Raw genomic sequence first — 17,127 nt, 5'->3', positions numbered from 1 at the left:
ATTCGCATGACTGACGCCGACAAGCAGGAACTGCTCGACTTCGTGCTCAAACAGCTCGACGACGACCAGGCGCAGGAGGTCGTGACCATCGATCTCGCCGGCAAGAGCTCGATCGCCGATTACATGGTGATCGCCTCGGGCCGTTCGACGCGCCAAGTGGCCTCGATCGCGCAGAAACTCGCCGAAAAGCTCAAGCAGAACGGCTATGGCCCGGTGAAGCTCGAAGGGCTTCCGGCGGCCGACTGGGTGCTGCTCGACGCGGGCGACATCGTCGTTCACCTGTTCCGCCCCGAAGTCCGCAGCTTCTACAATCTGGAGCGCATGTGGGCCTTCGGCGATGCGCCGCCCGTGGCCGGCACGGCGTAATTTGTTTTTCGCTCGCGCCTCCGCGCGAGCATCCTCGGCGCAAATTCGACGCTTGCAGCGTCGAGCGCCTGCGGGCGGGCGGTCGCCCTCTGACTGCCGTGACCTAGAACTCGTGCGTTTCGTGAGGTCTGTCTTTGCTTCTCCATGTCATCGCGCGAGGGAAAATCGCACGGTCTCCCGAGGCCGAACTCGTTGCGCGGTATGAGAAGCGGTTGACCTGGCCGGTGAAGTTTACCGAGCTGCCCGAAACGGGCGGACGCATTCCCGATCCGCAGACGCCGTACAAGACCGTCCTGCTCGACGAGCGGGGCAAGGATCTCCCTTCCGAAAAACTCGCCGAAATCCTCGAACGCTGGCGCGATGCCGGCATGCGCGAATGTCGCTTCGTGCTGGGGGCGGCCGATGGCCATTCGGAGGAGGAGCGGCGCGATGCGGACCTGTTGCTCGCCTTCGGCAAGGCGACGTGGCCGCACCTCCTTGCCCGCGCCATGCTTGCCGAGCAGCTTTACCGTGCGACGACGATCATTGCCGGACACCCCTACCATCGTAGCGGATAATCGGGCACAGCCTGTGACGTCATGAACCGCGCCGCCGCCTACCTGCTTGCCGCCAGCCTGGCGATTTTCGCCGGATGGCAGGGGCTTGCGCCGCTTACCGCACAAACGTCCTCAACCGCGCCGGATCTCGAAAGCGCGCGGCAGGCGCTCGACATCGCGCGCCAGCAGCAGCGCAACGCTCGTCGCCGCGCGGAAAATCTCGAACAGGAAACCGCGCGTGCCAAGGAAGCGGAGGCCAAGGCGCTCAGCGAGGCAGCCGCTCTGGCCGCGCGCGTGCAGCAGGCCGAAGCCGGCGTCGCCGCCGCGCAGGCGGAATTGGCGCTGGTCACGCGCGAGAGGCGCGCCCTCGACCGACGCCTGGCCGAGCGCCGCGAGCCGCTCGTCCGCCTGACTGCCGCGCTCGAGACCATGGCGCGCCGCCCGCTGGCGCTGGCCGCGCTCCAGCCCGGATCGCTCCGCGACGTCGTCCACACCCGCGCCGTGCTCGGCAGCGCGATTCCCGTCGTCCGCCAGCGCACGGCAGGCCTGCGCGGCGAGCTGGCGCGCGCCCGCGACCTCGAAAACCAGCGCCGCGCCGCCCTCGGCGAACGGCGCGCGGCCGAATCACGGCTCGAAAAGCGCCGGCGCGACATGGCGACGCTCGCCGAAAGGGAGCGCGTGCTCGCAGCGCAGGCGGCCGGCGGCGCGAATCGCGAAGCGGCCCGTGCGCTCGCCCTGGCCGAGGAAGCGCGCGACCTCGACGAGCTGGTCGGCGGGTTCGAACAGAACGCTGCGCTCCGCACGCGGCTGGCCGCACTCGACGGACCCATTGCACGCCCCGCCGAACCGGGCGCCGCCCCGTTGCCCCCTCCCGCACGGCGTGCCGCGAGCAGCGGAGGGCTCGACGAATATATCCTCCCCGTCACCGGACGCGTGAGCGCAGGCTTCGGCGAACAGATCGCCGGCGGATCGCGCCGTCCCGGCATCGTCATGGCGCCGCGCCCGGGCGCCCAGGTTGTTGCGTCCGGAGCGGGACGGATCGCCTTTGCAGGCGAGTACGAGGGTTATGGCAGGATCGTTATCATAGAACACGAAGGTAGTTGGACGAGCCTCCTGACCGGTCTTGCCTCGATTTCCGTGCGCACGGGGCAGGAGGTCGGCGCAGGTTCTCCGCTTGGCCTCGCGCCGCGCAGCGACCCTTCGATAGGCCTCGAATTGCGCCGCGGCGGCACGCCCGTGAACCCGCTCGATCGCCTGCGCTGATAGACGCTGGGAGTGGTCGGTCGAAAAACCATCGCGCAGGCGGCACTTTTCGGCTCATCTTTCATTCACTGGCGATGCGATATAGACTTCGCGCAAAGCCTGGAGTCCTGCCTCTTATGAAATTCGCCGCCCTCGTTCGTTCGGCCGCTCTCGTCACCGCCGTCGCGCTCGTGCCCGCTACCACCGCCGGCATGGCCCGCGTGGACGGCAGCGCCGGTCCGGAATTTTCCAAGCTTTTCGCGGTCTACCAGCGGGTTAAGGCGAGTTACGTAGAGCCGGTCGAGGACGATGTCCTGATCAACGGTGCGATCAGCGGGATGCTGTCTGCGCTCGATCCGCACTCCGCCTATCTCGACGGCAGCGATCTCCAGCGCCTCGAAACCATGATCGACGGCAATTACTCGGGCCTCGGCCTTTCGGTCGTCGGCGAAGACGGCGCGGTCAAGGTAATCTCGCCCTTCCGCGGCAGCCCGGCGGACAAGGCTGGGATCAAGGCAGGCGATTACATAACCCATCTCGACGGTGAACTGATCTACGGTCTCGAGCTCGACGAGGCTGTCGCCCGCATGCGCGGACAGGCGGGCACCTCCATCCGGCTGACCGTCTTCCGCCCCGGCGCCGAAGAACCGCTGGAAGTCGACGTGACGCGCGGTGTCATCGAACTGGAGCCGGTCACCTGGGAACTGCAGGACGGCAACATCGGCCACATCATGGTCAACGAATTCTCGCGCGATGTCGGCAGCGACGTCTTTGCCGCGTGGAAGGCGCTTCAGGGCGAGGCGACGGGCCGGCTTACCGGCCTCGTGCTCGACCTGCGCTCGAACCCGGGTGGCTCGCTCGACGAGGCGGTGGCGCTGTCCGATCTGTTCCTTTCCAAGGGCCAGATCGTTTCGCAGCGCGGTCGCGCCCGGGGAGAATCGATTACCTATGATGCCGAAACAGTCTTCCGCGGCGACATTGCCGAGGGCCTGCCGATCGTCGTGCTGATCGACGCCGGCTCCGCCTCCGCCAGCGAGATCGTGGCCGGCGCGTTGCAGGATCACCGCCGCGCGGTCGTCATGGGCGTGCGCAGCTTCGGCAAGGGCAGCGTGCAGTCGCTCCTCCCGCTGGGCCGGGATGCGGCGCTCAAGCTGACCACGGCGCGCTATTACACGCCCTCGGGCCATTCGGTGCAGGAGGGCGGCATCACGCCCGACATCAAGGTGCCGCAGCTCTCCGACCCGGACCTCGCCAAGCGCAGCCGCTTCACTATGCGCGAGAGCGATTTGCGCGGCCATCTGATCAACGAGCTGGGCATCAAGGACGAGGACCTCGAAAGCGACGAGCGCGAGGATCCGCGCTTCCAGCTGACCGCCGAGCAGCTCGAAGAGCAGGGCATCGAGGATTTCCAGCTGCATTACGCGCTCGAGACCCTGCGCCGCACCAGCCCGAGCGCCGTTGCCTCGCGCGGCAAGTGAGGCTAGCGCTCGCTTCGTGAGCACGATAGAAAATCCGCAGTTTCGCCTCGCCCAGCGTATTGCGCTGGCCGTGCCTGCCTTGCTGCTTGCCGGCGCCTATATCTCGCAATACGGCTTCGACCTCTATCCGTGTGAGATGTGCTGGTGGCAGCGCTATCCGCATTTTGCCGCGGTGGCCTTCGCGCTGCTCTCCTTCTTTGCCGCACCCAAGCGGCTCTGGGTCGCGCTGGCCGCGGGCGGCATCCTGACGTCGGGCCTCATCGGTTTCTTCCACGCAGGGGTCGAATACGACCTTTGGGAGGGTGTCACTTCCTGCGCGGCGATTCCTCAGGCGACCGAGGGGCAGAGCGCGCTCGACGCGATCATGAACGCTCCGGTGGTCCGCTGCGACGAAGCGCCCTGGACGCTGCTCGGCATTAGCCTTGCCGGGTTCAACTTCCTGATTTCCGCCGGGGCCGCGCTGTTCATTTTCACTCTCCTGCGCAAGGACGCCAAGGCATGACTACGACGCGCAAAACCGCCACGCCCGATCACATCGCGCGCATGATCCGCGTCGACCAGGCGGGGGAATTCGGGGCGACCCGCATCTACGCCGGACAGCTTGCCGTCATGGGCGACCGCGCGCCCGATTCGGCCGAAATTGCCGGCATGGCAGAACAGGAAGCCGGGCACCGCGCCAAGTTCGATGCGCTGATGGCGCGCCGCGGCGTTCGGCCCACAGCGCTCCAGCCGTTCTGGGACAAGGCGGGCTTCGCGCTGGGTGCCGCCACGGCGCTGATCGGTCCCGAAGCGGCGATGGCCTGCACGGCGGCGGTCGAAACCGAAATCGACAAGCATTATTCGGACCAGCTCGACCAGCTCGAGGCGACCAACGAAGACCCAGAACTCGCCGCGATGATCGAGGAATTTCGCGAAGACGAGCGCGAGCATCGCGACGCGGCGCTGGCCGCCGGAGCCGAGCGCGCGCCGGCCTATCCGTTGCTTTCGGGTCTCATTCGGCTGGGCTGCAAGGCCGCGATCCGGATTTCGGAGCGGATCTGACGGGAACACCCACCCGCTCTCGCTCGCTTCATCAAGAGTTCACCCGGCAAGGCGCTTGATAGCGTCGTCCCAATTCGAAGGCCTCGTCATGACCCGTTCCCTGCTCGCCCTTACCGCCCTCGGCGCCGCCGCGCTGGCCGCGCCCGCCCACGCGCAGACCCCGGTCGAAACCGGTGACGACAGTTACAACATGGTCATCGTCTACGGCGATGACGAATGCCCGCAGAGCGATGATGGCACCATCGTCGTGTGCGCGCGCCAGGCGGAAAGCGAACGCTATCGCATCCCCGAAAGCCTGCGCTTTACGGACGGTCCGCAGGCGCAGAGCTGGGCCAGCCGCGTCGAAAGCCTCGAAATGGTCGGCGCCTTCGGCACGCTGTCTTGCTCGCCCGCCGGGGCTGGCGGCATGACCGGCTGCACGCAGGAAATGATCCGCAAGGCCTATGCCGACAAGGAAAATTCCTCCGACGTGCGCTTCAGCGAAGTCATTGCAGCCGCGCGCGCCGAGCGTTTGTCGACGATCGACGCCGATGCCGAGCGCACGCAGGCCGAAGTCGAGATGATCGAGCGCGAATATATGGAACGCCTCGAACGCGAACGCGCGGCTGCCACGCCGGGCGAGGAAGAGGCGCTGCCCGACGTCGGCCCGCCCGCCGAGGCCGAGGTCGTCGCGGGCGATCCGGACGACTGATTTTTCTTTGTAGCCTCGGGGTTTAGGACTAGCTCTGGCTGATGAGCAAACCCCGCATCCTTACCGTTTTCGGGACCCGCCCCGAAGCCATCAAGCTCTTTCCCTTGATCCACGCGCTGGACGCGGACGACCGCTTCGAGAGCCGCGTCTGCGTTTCCGCGCAGCATCGCGGGATGCTCGACCAGGTGCTCGCGATAGCGGGGGTGGAGCCGCATCACGATCTCGACCTGATGACCGACGGCCAGACGCTCGACGCGCTGACGGCGCGGGCGCTGACCGGGATCGGAGCCGTGCTGGACGCAGAAAAGCCCGATTGGGTGGTGGTGCAGGGGGATACGACCACCGTCATGGCTGGCGCGATCGCTGCCTATTACCGCAAGATCCCGGTCTGCCACGTCGAGGCGGGGCTCAGGAGCGGCGATATCTACCAGCCCTGGCCCGAAGAAGTGAATCGCCGGGTGGTGGGGACCTTCGCCCGCCTTCATTGCGCGCCGACGCAGACCAGCGCTGAGGCTTTGCTGGCCGAGAACGTCGATCCGGCCACTGTCCAAGTCACCGGCAACACGGTGATCGACGCGCTGAAATGGGTGACGAAGCGTATCGAGGTGCAGCCTTCGCTTGCCCAAGGCCTTGCCGCTCTGGAGGAGCGCTTTGCGGGCAAGCGCATCATCGGCATGACCAGTCACCGGCGCGAGAATTTCGGCGACGGTATTCAGAATATTGCCAATGCGGTTAAACGGATTGCATCGCGCGATGACGTTGCGGTTATCTTCCCCGTCCATATGAACCCCAATGTGCGCGCGGTCATGAACGCCGAGCTCGAGGGGCTGGACAATGTCGCGCTGATCGAGCCGCTCGACTATCCGCATTTCGCGCGGTTGCTCGACATCAGCCACCTCATGCTGACCGACAGCGGCGGGGTGCAGGAAGAAGCGCCTGCGCTGGGCAAGCCGGTGCTGGTCATGCGCGAGACCACCGAACGCCCCGAGGGCGTGGAGGCGGGCACGGCAAAGCTGGTAGGCACCGATGCCGACACCATCGTGCGCGAAACCGACCGCCTGCTCGACGACGAGGCCGCCTATGCCGAAATGGCCCGCGCGCATAATCCGTTCGGCGACGGGAAGTCCTCGCAGCGTATTTGCGACCTGTTGGCGGAGAGCGAGCGCTGATCGCCGGATCCATCATTCTCGCCTTCGTCAGCTACGCGCTGTGGCGGTTATTGCGCGTGGATTTCCGGCGGATGACGCGGCCGATAGTGGCAGTCGACGCGCAAGTGGTCGCGAACGTCCGCCACACGGGCTTCCTTTACCGGGAAGGTCCGACCGCCCGCTATCGGTTCGAGTACGAAGGGCAAGAGTACGAAGCGGACCGGTTTTTCCAGGGTCGGGCCGATATTGGTTCGACTGAGAGGCTCACCTTCGCACAAGGTCATCCCGAAGACGCGCGCGAACGCCAGTTGATTCCGCGCAGCTTCCTGTATTTCCTGTTGCTGGCGCTTCTCGTCTACGCAGTTACCTTGATATTGGGCTGGGTCTAAAAGCTAGACTCCGTGGTACTCGCGGTACCACGCGACGAATTTCGGGATGCCGTCCTCAATCCGCGTGGTCGGCTGGTAGCCAAGATCGCGCTGGATTGCGTCGATATCGGCATAGGTTCGTGCGACATCGCCCGGCTGCATGGGGAGCAGTTGGACCTCCGCCTTCCTGCCGCAGGCGTCCTCGATCAGCTCGATCACGCGGGTGAGTTTCTCGCTGCGGTGGTTGCCGATGTTGTAGAGCGCGTGGACTTTGGTGCTGCCGCCGGCCTTGGGCGCGCCGTCATCGGCGGGCGGGTTGTCGACACAAGCGAGAACGCCCGCGACGATGTCGTCGATATAGGTGAAATCGCGCCACATCTCGCCCTGGTTGAAGACCTTGATCGGCTCGCCCTTCAGGATCGCTTCGGTGAAGAGCCAGGCGGCCATGTCGGGGCGGCCCCAGGGGCCGTAGACGGTGAAGAAGCGCAGGCCCGTCAGCGGGATGCCGTAGAGATGGGCGTAGGTCTCGCTCATCAGTTCGTCGGCGCGCTTGGTCGCGGCGTAGAGCGAGACGGGATGGTCGACACGGTCCTCCACCGCGAAGGGCAGCTTTTCGTTGCCGCCATAAACCGAGGACGAGCTCGCATAGACCATGTGCGAGCTACCGCGCGCACGGGCGACCTCGAGGAGATTCAGGTGCCCCATCAGGTTCGCCTCGACATAGGCGCGCGGGTTTTCGAGGCTGTAGCGCACGCCGGCCTGCGCGCCGACATGGACGATGCGGTCGAAGCTCTCGCCTTCCAGCGCTGCGCTCAGCGCGGACCAATCGGCGAAATCGACCTGCTTGAATGCAAAACGCCCACCGGCGCTGCCTTCGACATGGGCCACGCGGTCGCGCTTCAGCGAGACCTGGTAATAGTCGTTGACGCTGTCGATCCCCAGCACCTCGTCGCCGCGCACGCAAAGCCGCTCGGCGACGGCCGCGCCGATAAAGCCCGCCGCCCCGGTGACGAGGATCCGCATGAAGCTGTCAGCCCTTGTCGAGCGCGATGTCGGGCGCGTCTTCCTGCTTCATGCCGACGATGTGATAGCCCGCATCGACGTGATGCGTCTCGCCAGTCACGCCGGAGGACAGGTCGGAGAGGAAATAGAGGCCCGAGCCGCCCACATCGTCGATGGTAACATTGCGGCGCAGGGGCGAATTCAGCTCGTTCCACTTCAGGATGTAGCGGAAATCACCAATGCCGCTGGCGGCTAGCGTCTTGATGGGTCCGGCGCTGATGGCGTTCACGCGGATGCCTTCGGGGCCGAGATCGTTGGCGAGATACTGGACCGAGGTTTCCAGCGCCGCCTTGGCCACGCCCATCACGTTATAATGCGGCATGACCTTTTCCGCGCCGTAATAGGTCAGCGTCAGGATCGAGCCGCCATTGGGCATCATCCCGCGCGCACGCTTGGCCACGGCGACCAGCGAATAGGCCGAGATGTTCATCGTCACGAGGAAGTTGTCGAGGCTGGTGTCGAGATACTTTCCGCGCAATTCGTTCTTGTCGGAAAAGCCGATGGCGTGGACTACGAAATCGATTGTGTCCCAGCGCTCTTTCAGCGTGTCGAAGGCGCGGTCGAGCGCCTCCATGTTCGACACGTCGCATTCAATGGTGAAATCGCTGCCCAGCTGCTCGGCGAGCGGGATGACGCGCTTCTTGAGCGCATCGCCCTGATAGGAGAACGCCATTTCGGCGCCCTGCTCGTGCAGCTGCTTGGCAATGCCCCAGGCCAGCGACTTGTCGTTGGCCAACCCCATGATGAGGCCGCGCTTGCCCTTCATCAGACCGCTCATTCCTCTGTTCCTTCCAGTTCTTCCAGCATTTCCTTGGCGAGCTGCGCCCTTCGCCGATCGTCTTCCTGCCCGATGGTGTTCATCTCCTCTTCCGGAGTTTCCGCCAAGGCAGCGTTCAGTTCCGCGCCGATAACGACACCGAGGCCGACAAGCCAGAAAAAGAACAGCGCGATCATCACGCCTGCCAGCCCGCCATAGGTGAGATCGTAGGTGAAGAAGCGGCTTAGCACCGCCGGCATGATCGTCGTGACGGCGATCCACCACAAGGTCGTCAGCAGGACGCCCGGCCATTTGGGATAGCGGCGACGACGGTATTTCGACGGGGTCAGCGTGTAGAAGATGAGGTAGAGCGACCCGAACAGGCCGAAGGCGGGCACGATGCGCGACAATTGCAGTTCGAGCAGCCGGTCGACCAGCTGCGGGAAATAGGCCTCGATCACCTGTTGCGCCGTGCCGATCACGAATTGCGCCATCAGGCTCAGCATCAACAGCAGCACCGCGCCCAGGATCACGCCCGTCGAGAACAGGCGGTACTTCCAGAAGGCCTTGGTCGCCTCGGTGCCATAGGCGCGGCGCAGGATGTCGCGGATGGTCTCGACAAGGCTGCCGACGGTCCACAGCGCGATCAGCGCGCCTGCCCACAGCAGCCATCCGCTGCGCGCCTGCACCACGTCGCGCGCGACCGGCTCGATGACATTCCCGACCACGGGGGGCAGGGCATAGAGCACGGCGTTGATCGTCGCCGCGCGCTCGCTTTCCTCGCCGATGGCGGAAAAGATCGCCGCGCCGAGGATGAAGAAGGGGAAGATCGCCAGCATCGCCAGATAGGCGAGATTGCCGGCGTGGATGAAACCGTCGTTATAGGTGCCGACCAGCGTGCGCTTGGCCACTTCCCACGCGCGCGTTCCGGGGCCGACGTGGTGCTTGATCCGCCCGCGCAGGTGATGCGCTTCCTTGCGGCGCGCCTCGGGCGAGAGCGAATGGACTTCGCGCTCTTTGGGCGGGGGAAGGTGGGCGGCGGACAGTCCTTAGGCTCCGAGGTCGGCTCGCGGGTCGCTCTCGTCCTTCCACCCATCGAGCCGCTTGGCAAGTTCGCCGAGGTCTTTCGGGAGCTGGATTTCCAGCGTCACCAGCTGGTCGCCGCGGCTGCCGTCCTTCTTGGTGAACCCCTTACCCTTGAGGCGCAGCACGGTCCCGCCATTGGTGCCCGGTTTGATGCTCATCATCACCGGACCATCGACGGTGGGCACACGGACCTTGCCGCCGTTCACCGCCTCGTCGAGCGTGATCGGCAGGTCGAAACGCACGTCGAAACCGTCGCGCGTGAAGAGCTTGTGCCGGTCGATCTTGATGGTGACGAGACCGTCGCCCGCGCCGCCGGGGCCCTGCTGCCCCTTACCCTTGAGGCGCATCTGGGTGCCGTCCTCGAGGCCCTTGGGCAGTTTCAGGTCGATCGTCTTGCCGTCGGCCAGCGTGATCCGCTGGTCCTTCAGCGTGGCGGCATCGGTGAAGGCGACCCGCAGGTTATACGCAATGTCCGCGCCTTTCTGCGGCGGGGGCCGCCGGCCGCCGAAAGGATCGCCGCCCATACCGCCGGCCCGCCCACGCGCGCCGCCACGGCCGCCGCCGAAGAGGCCTTCGAATATATCTCCGAGGTCGACGTTCTCGTTTCCGAAGCCCTCGAAGTCCTCTGCCCGGAAGCCGCGCTGGCCGCCGGCTCCGCGCGTGCCGCCGAAGCCGCCACCATTAAAGCCGCCGCCGCCCATGCCGCCGAAGGGGTTGGTCGGATTGCCTTCCATGTCGATCTCGCCGCGGTCGAACTGGGCGCGCTTGTCCTTGTCGGACAGGAGGTCATAGGCCTTGGTGACGTCGGAAAACTTCTCCGCCGCCTTGGGATTGTCCTTGTTGCGGTCCGGATGCAGTTCCTTGGCGAGCTTGCGATAGGCGCTCTTGATCGCCTTTTCGTCTGCGCTGCGCGTGACGCCGAGGGTGGAATAGGGGTCTGCCATGGTGTGTTAGCTAGTTGCGACGGTGGCAGCGCGCAAGTGGGGCGCGGGCGAGCACCGGCCCGATCGGCCTTTCCTACTTTTTGCAAGGGGGCTAGGGGTGCGCATCATGTGCCTCTCCAACCGTCCGCAAACCGCAGAAGTTCCGCATTTGACGGGCGAAATCAGCGCCTGGCGCTTTTTCCCGCAGGACCGTGCTCCATGTGCTCCAAGCTGTAGGATGGCCCGATGAACGAGACCGAAAGCGCAATTCCCGTCACCGACCCCTTCACGCTGTTCGAAGCTTGGTTCGCCGAAGCGAAGGAAGCGGAGCCGAACGATCCCAACGCCATGGCGCTGGCCACCGCGACGCCCGAGGGGCGGCCGTCGGTGCGCATGGTGCTGCTGAAAGGACATGGCAGCCACTGGGGCGAGGGCGGCGGGTTCGTCTTCTACACCAACGCCGAAAGCCGCAAGGGCGAGGAGATCCGGGCCAATATGCAGGCCAGCCTGCTGTTCCACTGGAAGAGCTTGCGCCGCCAGATCCGCATCGAAGGCCCGCTGGCCGAAGTGTCGAGCGAGCAGGCGGACGCCTACTTCCATTCGCGCCCGCGCGTCTCGCAGATTGGCTCGGCGGCCAGCGACCAGTCGCGGCCCTTGCCGAACCGGCAGGTCTATCTTGACCGTGTGGCCGCGCTGGAGGAGCGCTATCCCGAAGGCGACATTCCGCGTCCCCAGCACTGGACCGGCTTCCTGCTCACCCCGACGGCCATCGAGTTCTGGTCCGACCGTGAATTCCGCCTACATGACCGCCGCCGCTTCACCCGCGAAGGGCCGGGCGAGGCGTGGTCCAACACGCTGCTCTACCCATGACCGACAATCGCGCCCGCCTCGCCCGTTCGGCGGCCATCGCCTCGATCTCGGTGGCGGTGATCCTCGTTGCCCTGAAAGCATGGGCAAGCTGGAAGACCGGTTCGACCGCCATGCTCGGCAGCCTGGCCGATTCTGCGCTCGACCTGATTGCTTCGATCGCCACGCTCACTGGCGTGTGGATCGCCTCCATGCCCGCCGACGAGGATCACCGCTTCGGCCACGGCAAGGCCGAAGCGCTGGCGGCGATCTTCCAGGTCATGCTGATCGCGCTTTCCGCCTTTGGCATCGCGGTGCGCGCCATCACCCAACTGGTGGAGGGCGGGCAGACCGCCGCCGCGGAGGAGGGCATCGCGGTTTCGGTCATTGCCATCGCGCTCACCTTCGCGCTGCTCGGTTGGCAGCGATATGTGATGAACCGGACACGCAGCCTCGCGATCCAGACCGATCACTTGCATTACAAGTCGGACCTCTTCCTCAACCTCGCCGTCATCGCGGCGCTGGTACTCGACCAGTTCCTTGGCTTCGGCCTGGCCGACCCGCTGTTCGGCCTTGCGATTGCGGCCTGGCTCGGCTGGGGGGCGTTCACCGCCGCGCGCGATGCTGTGGACGACCTGATGGACCGCGAATGGCCGGAGGAAAAGCGGCTCGCCTTCGTCGAAGCCGCGGCGCGCCATCCGGAGCTCTCCAACCTCCACGATTTGCGCACCCGCACCAGCGGCAACCGCGACTTTGTGCAGTTCCATGTCGACCTGCCCGGCGCGATGACCGTGGAGCAAGCGCATGACATCATCGAGCGGGTGGAAGAGGATCTGTGCAAGCGCTTCCCGCATATGGAGCTGTTGATCCACATCGACCCCGAAGGCCATGTCGACGAGCCCGACAACCCGCTGGTCGAGGAAGACGAATTCGCCAAGCTGGAACAGGACGAGCGATGAAACTGCCCTATACCCATGTCGATGCCTTCGCCTCGCGGCCTTTCACCGGCAACCAGGCGGCGGTGATGCCGCTCGAGGCCTGGCTCGACGATGCGACGCTGCTGGCCATCGCGGAAGAGAACAACTTCGCCGAAACCGCCTTCCTCGTGAAGGACGCGAGCGGCGAGGCTGATTACGAACTGCGCTGGTTCACTCCGACCGAAGAGGTGCGCCTGTGCGGCCATGCGACGCTGGCTTCCGGGCATGTCCTCCTCACCCGCGACGGCGGCGAGGCGGTGACCTTCCGCACGCGGCAGGCAGGCGTCCTCGAAGTGCGCCGGAGCGAGGCCGGCTACGAACTCGCCCTCCCGCTCATCCCGACTGAAAGGGGCGAATGGGACGAGGCAGTGGCCCTGCTGGGTGCGAAACCGAAGGAAGTCTGGCTCAACCCCGATGGCTACGGCATCTACTATTACGGCAGCGAGGCTGAGGTGCTTGGGCTGGACCCGGACCTTAAAGGCCTGAAGGCGCTCGGGAACGACCAGTTCATCTGCACCGCCTTCGGCCAGAACACCGATGTCGTCAGCCGCGTCTTCGTGCCCGGCGGCGGAGTGGACGAGGACAGCTTTACCGGCTCGGCGCACGCCTGCCTCACGCATTTCTGGACCGCCAAGCTGGAGCGGGAGAGCTTCAGCGCCTTCCAGGCCTCGCAGCGCGGCGGCTATGCGCAGTGCCGCAAGGATGGCGACACGGCCGTGCTGGGCGGCCAGTGCGTCACCGTAGTGGAGGGAAGCTTCTACCTGCCCTCGTAGGGATAGAGCTCGACCACATCGGCGAGCTGCTGGAGCATGGCCATCCGCTCTTCGCGGTTCGAATGGCCGAGGCGCACCACCGTCAGCCCCTGTTCGGGCGAGACAAAGACATATTGCCCCATGTGGCCGATCATCGAGAACGCCGATTGCGGCGCGCGGTCGGGGAACAGCGGGTGCTCGGCTTCGCCCGTCGGGCGGTTGAGCCAGGTCTGCAGTCCGTACTGCGGCGACTTGGGGCTGGGCGTGACCATCGCCTCGACCCAGCTGCGCGGCACCAGCTGTTCGCCGTGATGCGAACCCTTGCGGCGCATCAGTTCGCCGAGCCTCGCCCAGTCGCGCGCAGTGGCGTGCATCAGGCTGCCGCCGACCAGCGTGCCAGCGCGGTCGAATTCGGGGACCATCGAGGTCGCGCCCAGCGGCTCGAACAGCCGGGCGGAGAGATAGTCGCTCACCGCGCGGCGGCGGGCTTCGGGATGGTCGGCATCGCTCAGCGCCCGCGCGGCGATGTCGGCGAGAATGACCGTGGTGTTGGAGGAGTATTCGAACCGCTCGCCCGGCTCGGCTTCGGGCGGCTGCGCGGTGGCATAATCGGCCATGTCGTCGCGCCCGTCGAGGAAGAGCATCCGCACTTCGCTGCTCTCGTAGGGCACGGGGCCGGCCTCGGTGTGCTCGAGCCCGCTGCGCATCTGGAGGAGGTGGCGCAAGGTGATGTCGGCGCGAGGATCGCCGCTGCGCTGCCAGCGCGGGACCGGGGCAGGCTGGTCGAGGCGGAGCAGGCCGTCGCCCACCAGCTGGCCGATCAGCAGCGCGGTGACCGTCTTGGCCATCGACCAGCTGACGAAGCGCGTGTCCTGGTCATACCCATCGGCGTAACGCTCGGCCGCAATCTTGCCGTCCTTCATCACGATCAGCGCGCGTGTTTCGCCAAGGCCATCCATGGTGAAGAGATCGTCCACCTCGCGCGCCAGCGCCTTGGCCGGTGCGCCAGCGTCCTTGGTGACGGCGGAGAGCGCTTCCTCGCTTAGTTCGGGCGCTTCGGCAGGGCCGGGCGAACCGCACGCGGCAAGGCTTGTCATGGCAAGGGCAAGGGCGATAAGAGGGCGCGACCGAGTGAACATACCCTCGCGTCACTCGCATGAGGAAATGACCCGCGCAATGGCCAAAAAACGTTCTCTCCTGTCCAGCTGGTGGTTCTGGCTGGCGCTGCTCGTGGTGCTGGGGCTGGGCGCTGCCTGGCTCTTGCGCGGAGAGGAGCTTACGCGCACCGGCGAGGCGGGCACGGCCTATGCGGCGCGGGTCGGGTGCTCGTGCCGCTTCGTCGCGGGCCGCAGTCTCGAGGATTGCGCGAAGGACAAGCTGGAAGGCATGGAACTCGTCTCGCTGAGCGACAACGAGACGACCAAGAGCGTGACCGCCTCGATCCCCTTCGTCGCCTCCGATACGGCGAGCTATCGCGAAGGTTACGGCTGCGTGCTCAGGAAGTGGGAAGGCTAGGCGGTATGCCCGTCGCAGCGCGTGGTGGAATCGATCCAGCCGCCGCCGAGCACCCGGTCTCCGGCATAGATGACCGCCGCCTGACCCGGCGCCACGCCGAATTCGGGCGTCTCGAAGCGCAAGGTGGTGGGCGCGCCTTCGCCGAGCGGCCCGTCGAGCGTGATGGGGACCGGCTTGGCAAGGCTGCGGACCTTGGCGGTGAGCGGAACGTCGGGAAGCGGCCCGATGCGGTTCGTCTCGACAAGATGCGCCGCGGACACGGCCAGCATGCGCTTGGGGCCGACTTTCACCTGCGCCTCGCCTGCGTCGATGCCGACGACATAGAGCGGTTCGGGCTGCCCCCCGATTTCGAGACCGCGGCGCTGACCGACGGTATAATGGATTACACCCTTGTGCGTCCCCAACTCCTCGCCCGTGGCCGCGTGGACGATTGCGCCGGGCGCTGCGCCTTCGGGGCGCATTTTCTTGACGATCTTGGCGTAATCGCCGTCAGGCACGAAGCAGATGTCCTGGCTGTCGGGCTTGGCCGCGTTGCGCAGGCCGGCGGCTTCGGCCAGTTCGCGTACCTGCGCCTTGGGCAGGCCGCCCAGCGGGAAGCGCAGGAAATCGAGCTGGTCCTCGGTCGTCGCGTAGAGGAAATAGGACTGGTCGCGCGCCGGATCGGTCGCGCGGTGCAGCTCGGGGCCGGCCGGCCCCATCAGCCGCTGGACGTAATGGCCGGTCGCAAGGCAGTCCGCCCCCAGCTCGCGCGCCATGGCGAACAGGTCGGTGAACTTGGGCCCCATGTTGCAGCGGATGCAGGGCACCGGCGTGCGCCCGGCGAGATATTCGTCGGCGAAGGTCTCGACCACGTCCTCGCGAAAGGCGCTCTCATGGTCGGAAACGTAATGCGCGATTCCCAGCCGGTCGGCCACGGCGCGCGCATCGGCGATATCGTCGCCCGCGCAGCAGGCGCCCTTGCGGCCCGTCGCCGCGCCATAATCGTAAAGCTGCAGCGTGATGCCGATTACCTCGGCACCGCTCTTGGCCGCCAGCGCCGCGACGACAGAGGAATCGACGCCGCCCGACATGGCGACCACGATCCGGCTTTCGGACGCGGGCTTTTCAAGGTCGAACAATCCGGCGGCAAGCGCCGGTTCGAGAAGACGGGATTCGGGCATGGCGGCCCTGTACACAAGCTTGGCCGCGCTCGCCAGTATTACCGGATTTGCGCGGCAGACGATGATTCACAGGTCTTTTACCATGTCGTCCTATCACGGCAGCATGTTTGAGGGGCACATCAACAAGAAAACGCTCGAAGACGCGCGCGAAAGCACGGGTCTGCACCAGTTTCGCTGGACGGAACTGGTGGCGAAGCTCTCGGCGACTCGCGAATTGCGCGAGGAGCTTGCACGGGGGGAACCCGGGGGATTCGAAGCCTTTGGCGATGTCCGCCGCGAAAACGGCGAGGAAAGTAAACGGGCTGTTAACCACACTGCTTTAGCGCATGGCAAAGGCGAGGCGCTAGGTCAGGGCCGAGCCGCAACTGGTGCGGTGCAAGGCGACCGAGAGAAATAGATGATCGAAAATCAGGACATCCGCCCTGCACAGGTAATCGGCCCGCTTGGCGAGCCGCTGACCCTTGAGGATTTGCCGTCTCCCTCGACGAAACGTTGGGTGGTGCGCCGGAAGGCCGAAGTCGTGGCTGCCGTGAACGGCGGGCTGCTGACGATCGACGAGGTGCTGGAACGTTACGGCCTGACGCTGGAGGAATTCGCTTCCTGGCAGCGCGCCGTCGACCGGTCGGGCATGCAGGGGCTGCGCGTGACGCGAATCCAGCACTATCGCGATCTCTACGAACGCCAGTTCAAGTACTAGGCGCGCGCCTTTCCGCATCCTCGCGGGAACCAAAACCTCCTGAATCCGCTCCTTTTCTGTCCCCATGCAGACAAGGGGAACCGCCGATCCTGCCCGACGTTGGGCTGATACAGGGTCGGACGGGAGAGAAACAGGAGGATTTGCAATGGGTTGGATTATCGCAATTATCGTCGGCGGTGTCGCCGGCTGGCTCGCAAGCCTGGTCATGAATCGCGATGCCTCGATGGGCATCTTCTGGAACATCATCGTCGGCATCATCGGCGCGCTGATCGGCAATTTCCTTGCCGGCACGCTTCTGGGTATCGAAGGCACGATTCAGTCCTTCAACCTCACCGGCTTCATTATCGCGATCGTCGGCGCCATCGTGCTGCTCGGCATCGCCAATCTCGTCCAGCGTGGCCGCGTCCGGTAAATCCGGCGCGAACTTTCGCAGAGAATTGAGGGCGGTCCGGTCTATCCGGGCCGCCCTTTTCTTTTCGCTC

Annotated in this window: 22 protein-coding genes; 16 read left to right on the top strand and 6 right to left on the bottom strand. The window is 65.7% G+C overall.

What is annotated here, in order from left to right:
• The first annotated feature begins 6 nt into the window (after positions 1 to 6).
• The 9 genes from rsfS to K3148_RS05080 all read left to right on the top strand — a co-directional run bounded on the left by rsfS (position 7) and on the right by K3148_RS05080 (position 6,891).
• Complete coding sequence (gene rsfS / locus K3148_RS05120) at positions 7 to 366, top strand: ribosome silencing factor (RefSeq protein ID WP_006832883.1); 360 nt, start codon at positions 7 to 9, stop codon at positions 364 to 366.
• A 134-nt stretch (positions 367 to 500) separates the two neighbouring features.
• Positions 501 to 923: a 23S rRNA (pseudouridine(1915)-N(3))-methyltransferase RlmH gene (locus tag K3148_RS05115; protein ID WP_221426236.1), complete on the top strand. Its 423-nt coding sequence runs from the start codon at positions 501 to 503 to the stop codon at positions 921 to 923.
• A 21-nt stretch (positions 924 to 944) separates the two neighbouring features.
• On the top strand, positions 945 to 2,165 hold the full coding sequence (locus K3148_RS05110) for a murein hydrolase activator EnvC family protein (protein WP_221426235.1): 1,221 nt from the start codon (positions 945 to 947) through the stop codon (positions 2,163 to 2,165).
• Between the two features lie 116 nt (positions 2,166 to 2,281).
• The gene (locus K3148_RS05105; protein WP_221426234.1) at positions 2,282 to 3,622 is read left to right on the top strand and encodes a S41 family peptidase; all 1,341 of its coding nucleotides are present in this window, start codon (positions 2,282 to 2,284) and stop codon (positions 3,620 to 3,622) included.
• A 16-nt stretch (positions 3,623 to 3,638) separates the two neighbouring features.
• On the top strand, positions 3,639 to 4,124 hold the full coding sequence (locus tag K3148_RS05100; protein WP_221426233.1) for a disulfide bond formation protein B: 486 nt from the start codon (positions 3,639 to 3,641) through the stop codon (positions 4,122 to 4,124).
• Positions 4,121 to 4,663: a demethoxyubiquinone hydroxylase family protein gene (locus K3148_RS05095; RefSeq protein ID WP_221426232.1), complete on the top strand. Its 543-nt coding sequence runs from the start codon at positions 4,121 to 4,123 to the stop codon at positions 4,661 to 4,663. The genes K3148_RS05100 and K3148_RS05095 overlap by 4 nt, the downstream gene beginning before the upstream one ends.
• 88 nt (positions 4,664 to 4,751) lie before the next feature.
• Positions 4,752 to 5,354, top strand: coding sequence for a hypothetical protein (locus K3148_RS05090; RefSeq protein WP_221426231.1), 603 nt, complete (start codon positions 4,752 to 4,754; stop codon positions 5,352 to 5,354).
• A 41-nt stretch (positions 5,355 to 5,395) separates the two neighbouring features.
• A complete protein-coding gene (wecB, locus tag K3148_RS05085) occupies positions 5,396 to 6,523 on the top strand; it encodes a non-hydrolyzing UDP-N-acetylglucosamine 2-epimerase (RefSeq protein WP_221426230.1) in 1,128 nt (375 codons plus the stop codon).
• Positions 6,524 to 6,609: 86 nt separating this feature from the next.
• The gene (locus K3148_RS05080; RefSeq protein WP_221426229.1) at positions 6,610 to 6,891 is read left to right on the top strand and encodes a hypothetical protein; all 282 of its coding nucleotides are present in this window, start codon (positions 6,610 to 6,612) and stop codon (positions 6,889 to 6,891) included.
• Positions 6,892 to 6,894: 3 nt separating this feature from the next.
• Here the strand turns inward: K3148_RS05080 and K3148_RS05075 are convergent, their stop codons facing one another.
• The 4 genes from K3148_RS05075 to K3148_RS05060 form a co-directional block, all read right to left on the bottom strand.
• On the bottom strand, positions 6,895 to 7,893 hold the full coding sequence (locus K3148_RS05075; RefSeq protein ID WP_221426228.1) for an NAD-dependent epimerase/dehydratase family protein: 999 nt from the start codon (positions 7,891 to 7,893) through the stop codon (positions 6,895 to 6,897).
• Positions 7,894 to 7,900: 7 nt separating this feature from the next.
• The gene (gene fabI, locus K3148_RS05070; protein ID WP_221426227.1) at positions 7,901 to 8,710 is read right to left on the bottom strand and encodes an enoyl-ACP reductase FabI; all 810 of its coding nucleotides are present in this window, start codon (positions 8,708 to 8,710) and stop codon (positions 7,901 to 7,903) included.
• Positions 8,707 to 9,600 (bottom strand): YihY/virulence factor BrkB family protein, encoded by an 894-nt coding sequence (locus K3148_RS05065; RefSeq protein ID WP_221426226.1) that lies wholly within the window; start codon positions 9,598 to 9,600, stop codon positions 8,707 to 8,709. Before K3148_RS05065 ends, fabI begins: the two co-directional genes overlap by 4 nt.
• Positions 9,601 to 9,738: 138 nt before the next feature.
• The gene (locus K3148_RS05060) at positions 9,739 to 10,719 is read right to left on the bottom strand and encodes a DnaJ C-terminal domain-containing protein (RefSeq protein WP_221426225.1); all 981 of its coding nucleotides are present in this window, start codon (positions 10,717 to 10,719) and stop codon (positions 9,739 to 9,741) included.
• Positions 10,720 to 10,944: 225 nt separating this feature from the next.
• On the opposite strand from K3148_RS05060, the gene pdxH reads away from it, so the two are divergent.
• The 3 genes from pdxH to K3148_RS05045 are packed head-to-tail and all read left to right on the top strand — an operon-like array spanning position 10,945 to position 13,294.
• Complete coding sequence (gene pdxH / locus K3148_RS05055) at positions 10,945 to 11,568, top strand: pyridoxamine 5'-phosphate oxidase (protein ID WP_221426224.1); 624 nt, start codon at positions 10,945 to 10,947, stop codon at positions 11,566 to 11,568.
• Positions 11,565 to 12,503, top strand: coding sequence for a cation diffusion facilitator family transporter (locus K3148_RS05050; protein WP_221426223.1), 939 nt, complete (start codon positions 11,565 to 11,567; stop codon positions 12,501 to 12,503). Before pdxH ends, K3148_RS05050 begins: the two co-directional genes overlap by 4 nt.
• Complete coding sequence (locus tag K3148_RS05045; RefSeq protein WP_221426222.1) at positions 12,500 to 13,294, top strand: PhzF family phenazine biosynthesis protein; 795 nt, start codon at positions 12,500 to 12,502, stop codon at positions 13,292 to 13,294. Before K3148_RS05050 ends, K3148_RS05045 begins: the two co-directional genes overlap by 4 nt.
• Here the strand turns inward: K3148_RS05045 and K3148_RS05040 are convergent.
• Positions 13,279 to 14,412: a serine hydrolase domain-containing protein gene (locus K3148_RS05040; RefSeq protein WP_221426221.1), complete on the bottom strand. Its 1,134-nt coding sequence runs from the start codon at positions 14,410 to 14,412 to the stop codon at positions 13,279 to 13,281. The genes K3148_RS05045 and K3148_RS05040 overlap by 16 nt on opposite strands.
• Positions 14,413 to 14,449: 37 nt before the next feature.
• On the opposite strand from K3148_RS05040, the gene K3148_RS05035 reads away from it, so the two are divergent.
• A complete protein-coding gene (locus K3148_RS05035) occupies positions 14,450 to 14,788 on the top strand; it encodes a hypothetical protein (RefSeq protein ID WP_247711645.1) in 339 nt (112 codons plus the stop codon).
• On the opposite strand, the gene mnmA is transcribed toward K3148_RS05035, so the two are convergent.
• A complete protein-coding gene (gene mnmA / locus K3148_RS05030) occupies positions 14,785 to 15,948 on the bottom strand; it encodes a tRNA 2-thiouridine(34) synthase MnmA (protein ID WP_221426220.1) in 1,164 nt (387 codons plus the stop codon). The two genes, K3148_RS05035 and mnmA, sit on opposite strands and share 4 nt — an antisense overlap.
• Here mnmA and K3148_RS05025 point away from each other — a divergent pair.
• The 3 genes from K3148_RS05025 to K3148_RS05015 all read left to right on the top strand — a co-directional run bounded on the left by K3148_RS05025 (position 15,947) and on the right by K3148_RS05015 (position 17,057).
• Complete coding sequence (locus K3148_RS05025; protein ID WP_221426219.1) at positions 15,947 to 16,345, top strand: hypothetical protein; 399 nt, start codon at positions 15,947 to 15,949, stop codon at positions 16,343 to 16,345. The genes mnmA and K3148_RS05025 overlap by 2 nt on opposite strands.
• Complete coding sequence (gene sciP / locus K3148_RS05020) at positions 16,346 to 16,645, top strand: CtrA inhibitor SciP (RefSeq protein ID WP_221426218.1); 300 nt, start codon at positions 16,346 to 16,348, stop codon at positions 16,643 to 16,645.
• Between the two features lie 145 nt (positions 16,646 to 16,790).
• On the top strand, positions 16,791 to 17,057 hold the full coding sequence (locus K3148_RS05015; RefSeq protein ID WP_221426217.1) for a GlsB/YeaQ/YmgE family stress response membrane protein: 267 nt from the start codon (positions 16,791 to 16,793) through the stop codon (positions 17,055 to 17,057).
• Positions 17,058 to 17,127: the final 70 nt, after the last annotated feature.

The organism is Qipengyuania aurantiaca, from assembly GCF_019711375.1.
In the GTDB taxonomy this organism is placed as follows: domain Bacteria; phylum Pseudomonadota; class Alphaproteobacteria; order Sphingomonadales; family Sphingomonadaceae; genus Qipengyuania; species Qipengyuania aurantiaca.
The sequence above is the reverse complement of the archived record's forward strand: the minus strand, read 5'-3'. Positions and strand labels throughout refer to the sequence as shown.

What these genes read in the sequence shown, in the direction of transcription:
- rsfS (WP_006832883.1), top strand. Translation starts at nt 7, where the DNA reads ATGACTGACGCCGACAAGCAGGAACTGCTCGACTTCGTGCTCAAACAG.
- K3148_RS05110 (WP_221426235.1), top strand. Translation starts at nt 945, where the DNA reads ATGAACCGCGCCGCCGCCTACCTGCTTGCCGCCAGCCTGGCGATTTTC.
- K3148_RS05105 (WP_221426234.1), top strand. Translation starts at nt 2,282, where the DNA reads ATGAAATTCGCCGCCCTCGTTCGTTCGGCCGCTCTCGTCACCGCCGTC.
- K3148_RS05095 (WP_221426232.1), top strand. Translation starts at nt 4,121, where the DNA reads ATGACTACGACGCGCAAAACCGCCACGCCCGATCACATCGCGCGCATG.
- K3148_RS05090 (WP_221426231.1), top strand. Translation starts at nt 4,752, where the DNA reads ATGACCCGTTCCCTGCTCGCCCTTACCGCCCTCGGCGCCGCCGCGCTG.
- wecB (WP_221426230.1), top strand. Translation starts at nt 5,396, where the DNA reads ATGAGCAAACCCCGCATCCTTACCGTTTTCGGGACCCGCCCCGAAGCC.
- K3148_RS05075 (WP_221426228.1), bottom strand. Translation starts at nt 7,893, where the DNA reads ATGCGGATCCTCGTCACCGGGGCGGCGGGCTTTATCGGCGCGGCCGTC.
- fabI (WP_221426227.1), bottom strand. Translation starts at nt 8,710, where the DNA reads ATGAGCGGTCTGATGAAGGGCAAGCGCGGCCTCATCATGGGGTTGGCC.
- K3148_RS05060 (WP_221426225.1), bottom strand. Translation starts at nt 10,719, where the DNA reads ATGGCAGACCCCTATTCCACCCTCGGCGTCACGCGCAGCGCAGACGAA.
- pdxH (WP_221426224.1), top strand. Translation starts at nt 10,945, where the DNA reads ATGAACGAGACCGAAAGCGCAATTCCCGTCACCGACCCCTTCACGCTG.
- K3148_RS05050 (WP_221426223.1), top strand. Translation starts at nt 11,565, where the DNA reads ATGACCGACAATCGCGCCCGCCTCGCCCGTTCGGCGGCCATCGCCTCG.
- K3148_RS05045 (WP_221426222.1), top strand. Translation starts at nt 12,500, where the DNA reads ATGAAACTGCCCTATACCCATGTCGATGCCTTCGCCTCGCGGCCTTTC.
- K3148_RS05040 (WP_221426221.1), bottom strand. Translation starts at nt 14,412, where the DNA reads ATGTTCACTCGGTCGCGCCCTCTTATCGCCCTTGCCCTTGCCATGACA.
- K3148_RS05035 (WP_247711645.1), top strand. Translation starts at nt 14,450, where the DNA reads ATGGCCAAAAAACGTTCTCTCCTGTCCAGCTGGTGGTTCTGGCTGGCG.
- K3148_RS05025 (WP_221426219.1), top strand. Translation starts at nt 15,947, where the DNA reads ATGGCGGCCCTGTACACAAGCTTGGCCGCGCTCGCCAGTATTACCGGA.
- mnmA (WP_221426220.1), bottom strand. Translation starts at nt 15,948, where the DNA reads ATGCCCGAATCCCGTCTTCTCGAACCGGCGCTTGCCGCCGGATTGTTC.
- sciP (WP_221426218.1), top strand. Translation starts at nt 16,346, where the DNA reads ATGATCGAAAATCAGGACATCCGCCCTGCACAGGTAATCGGCCCGCTT.
- K3148_RS05015 (WP_221426217.1), top strand. Translation starts at nt 16,791, where the DNA reads ATGGGTTGGATTATCGCAATTATCGTCGGCGGTGTCGCCGGCTGGCTC.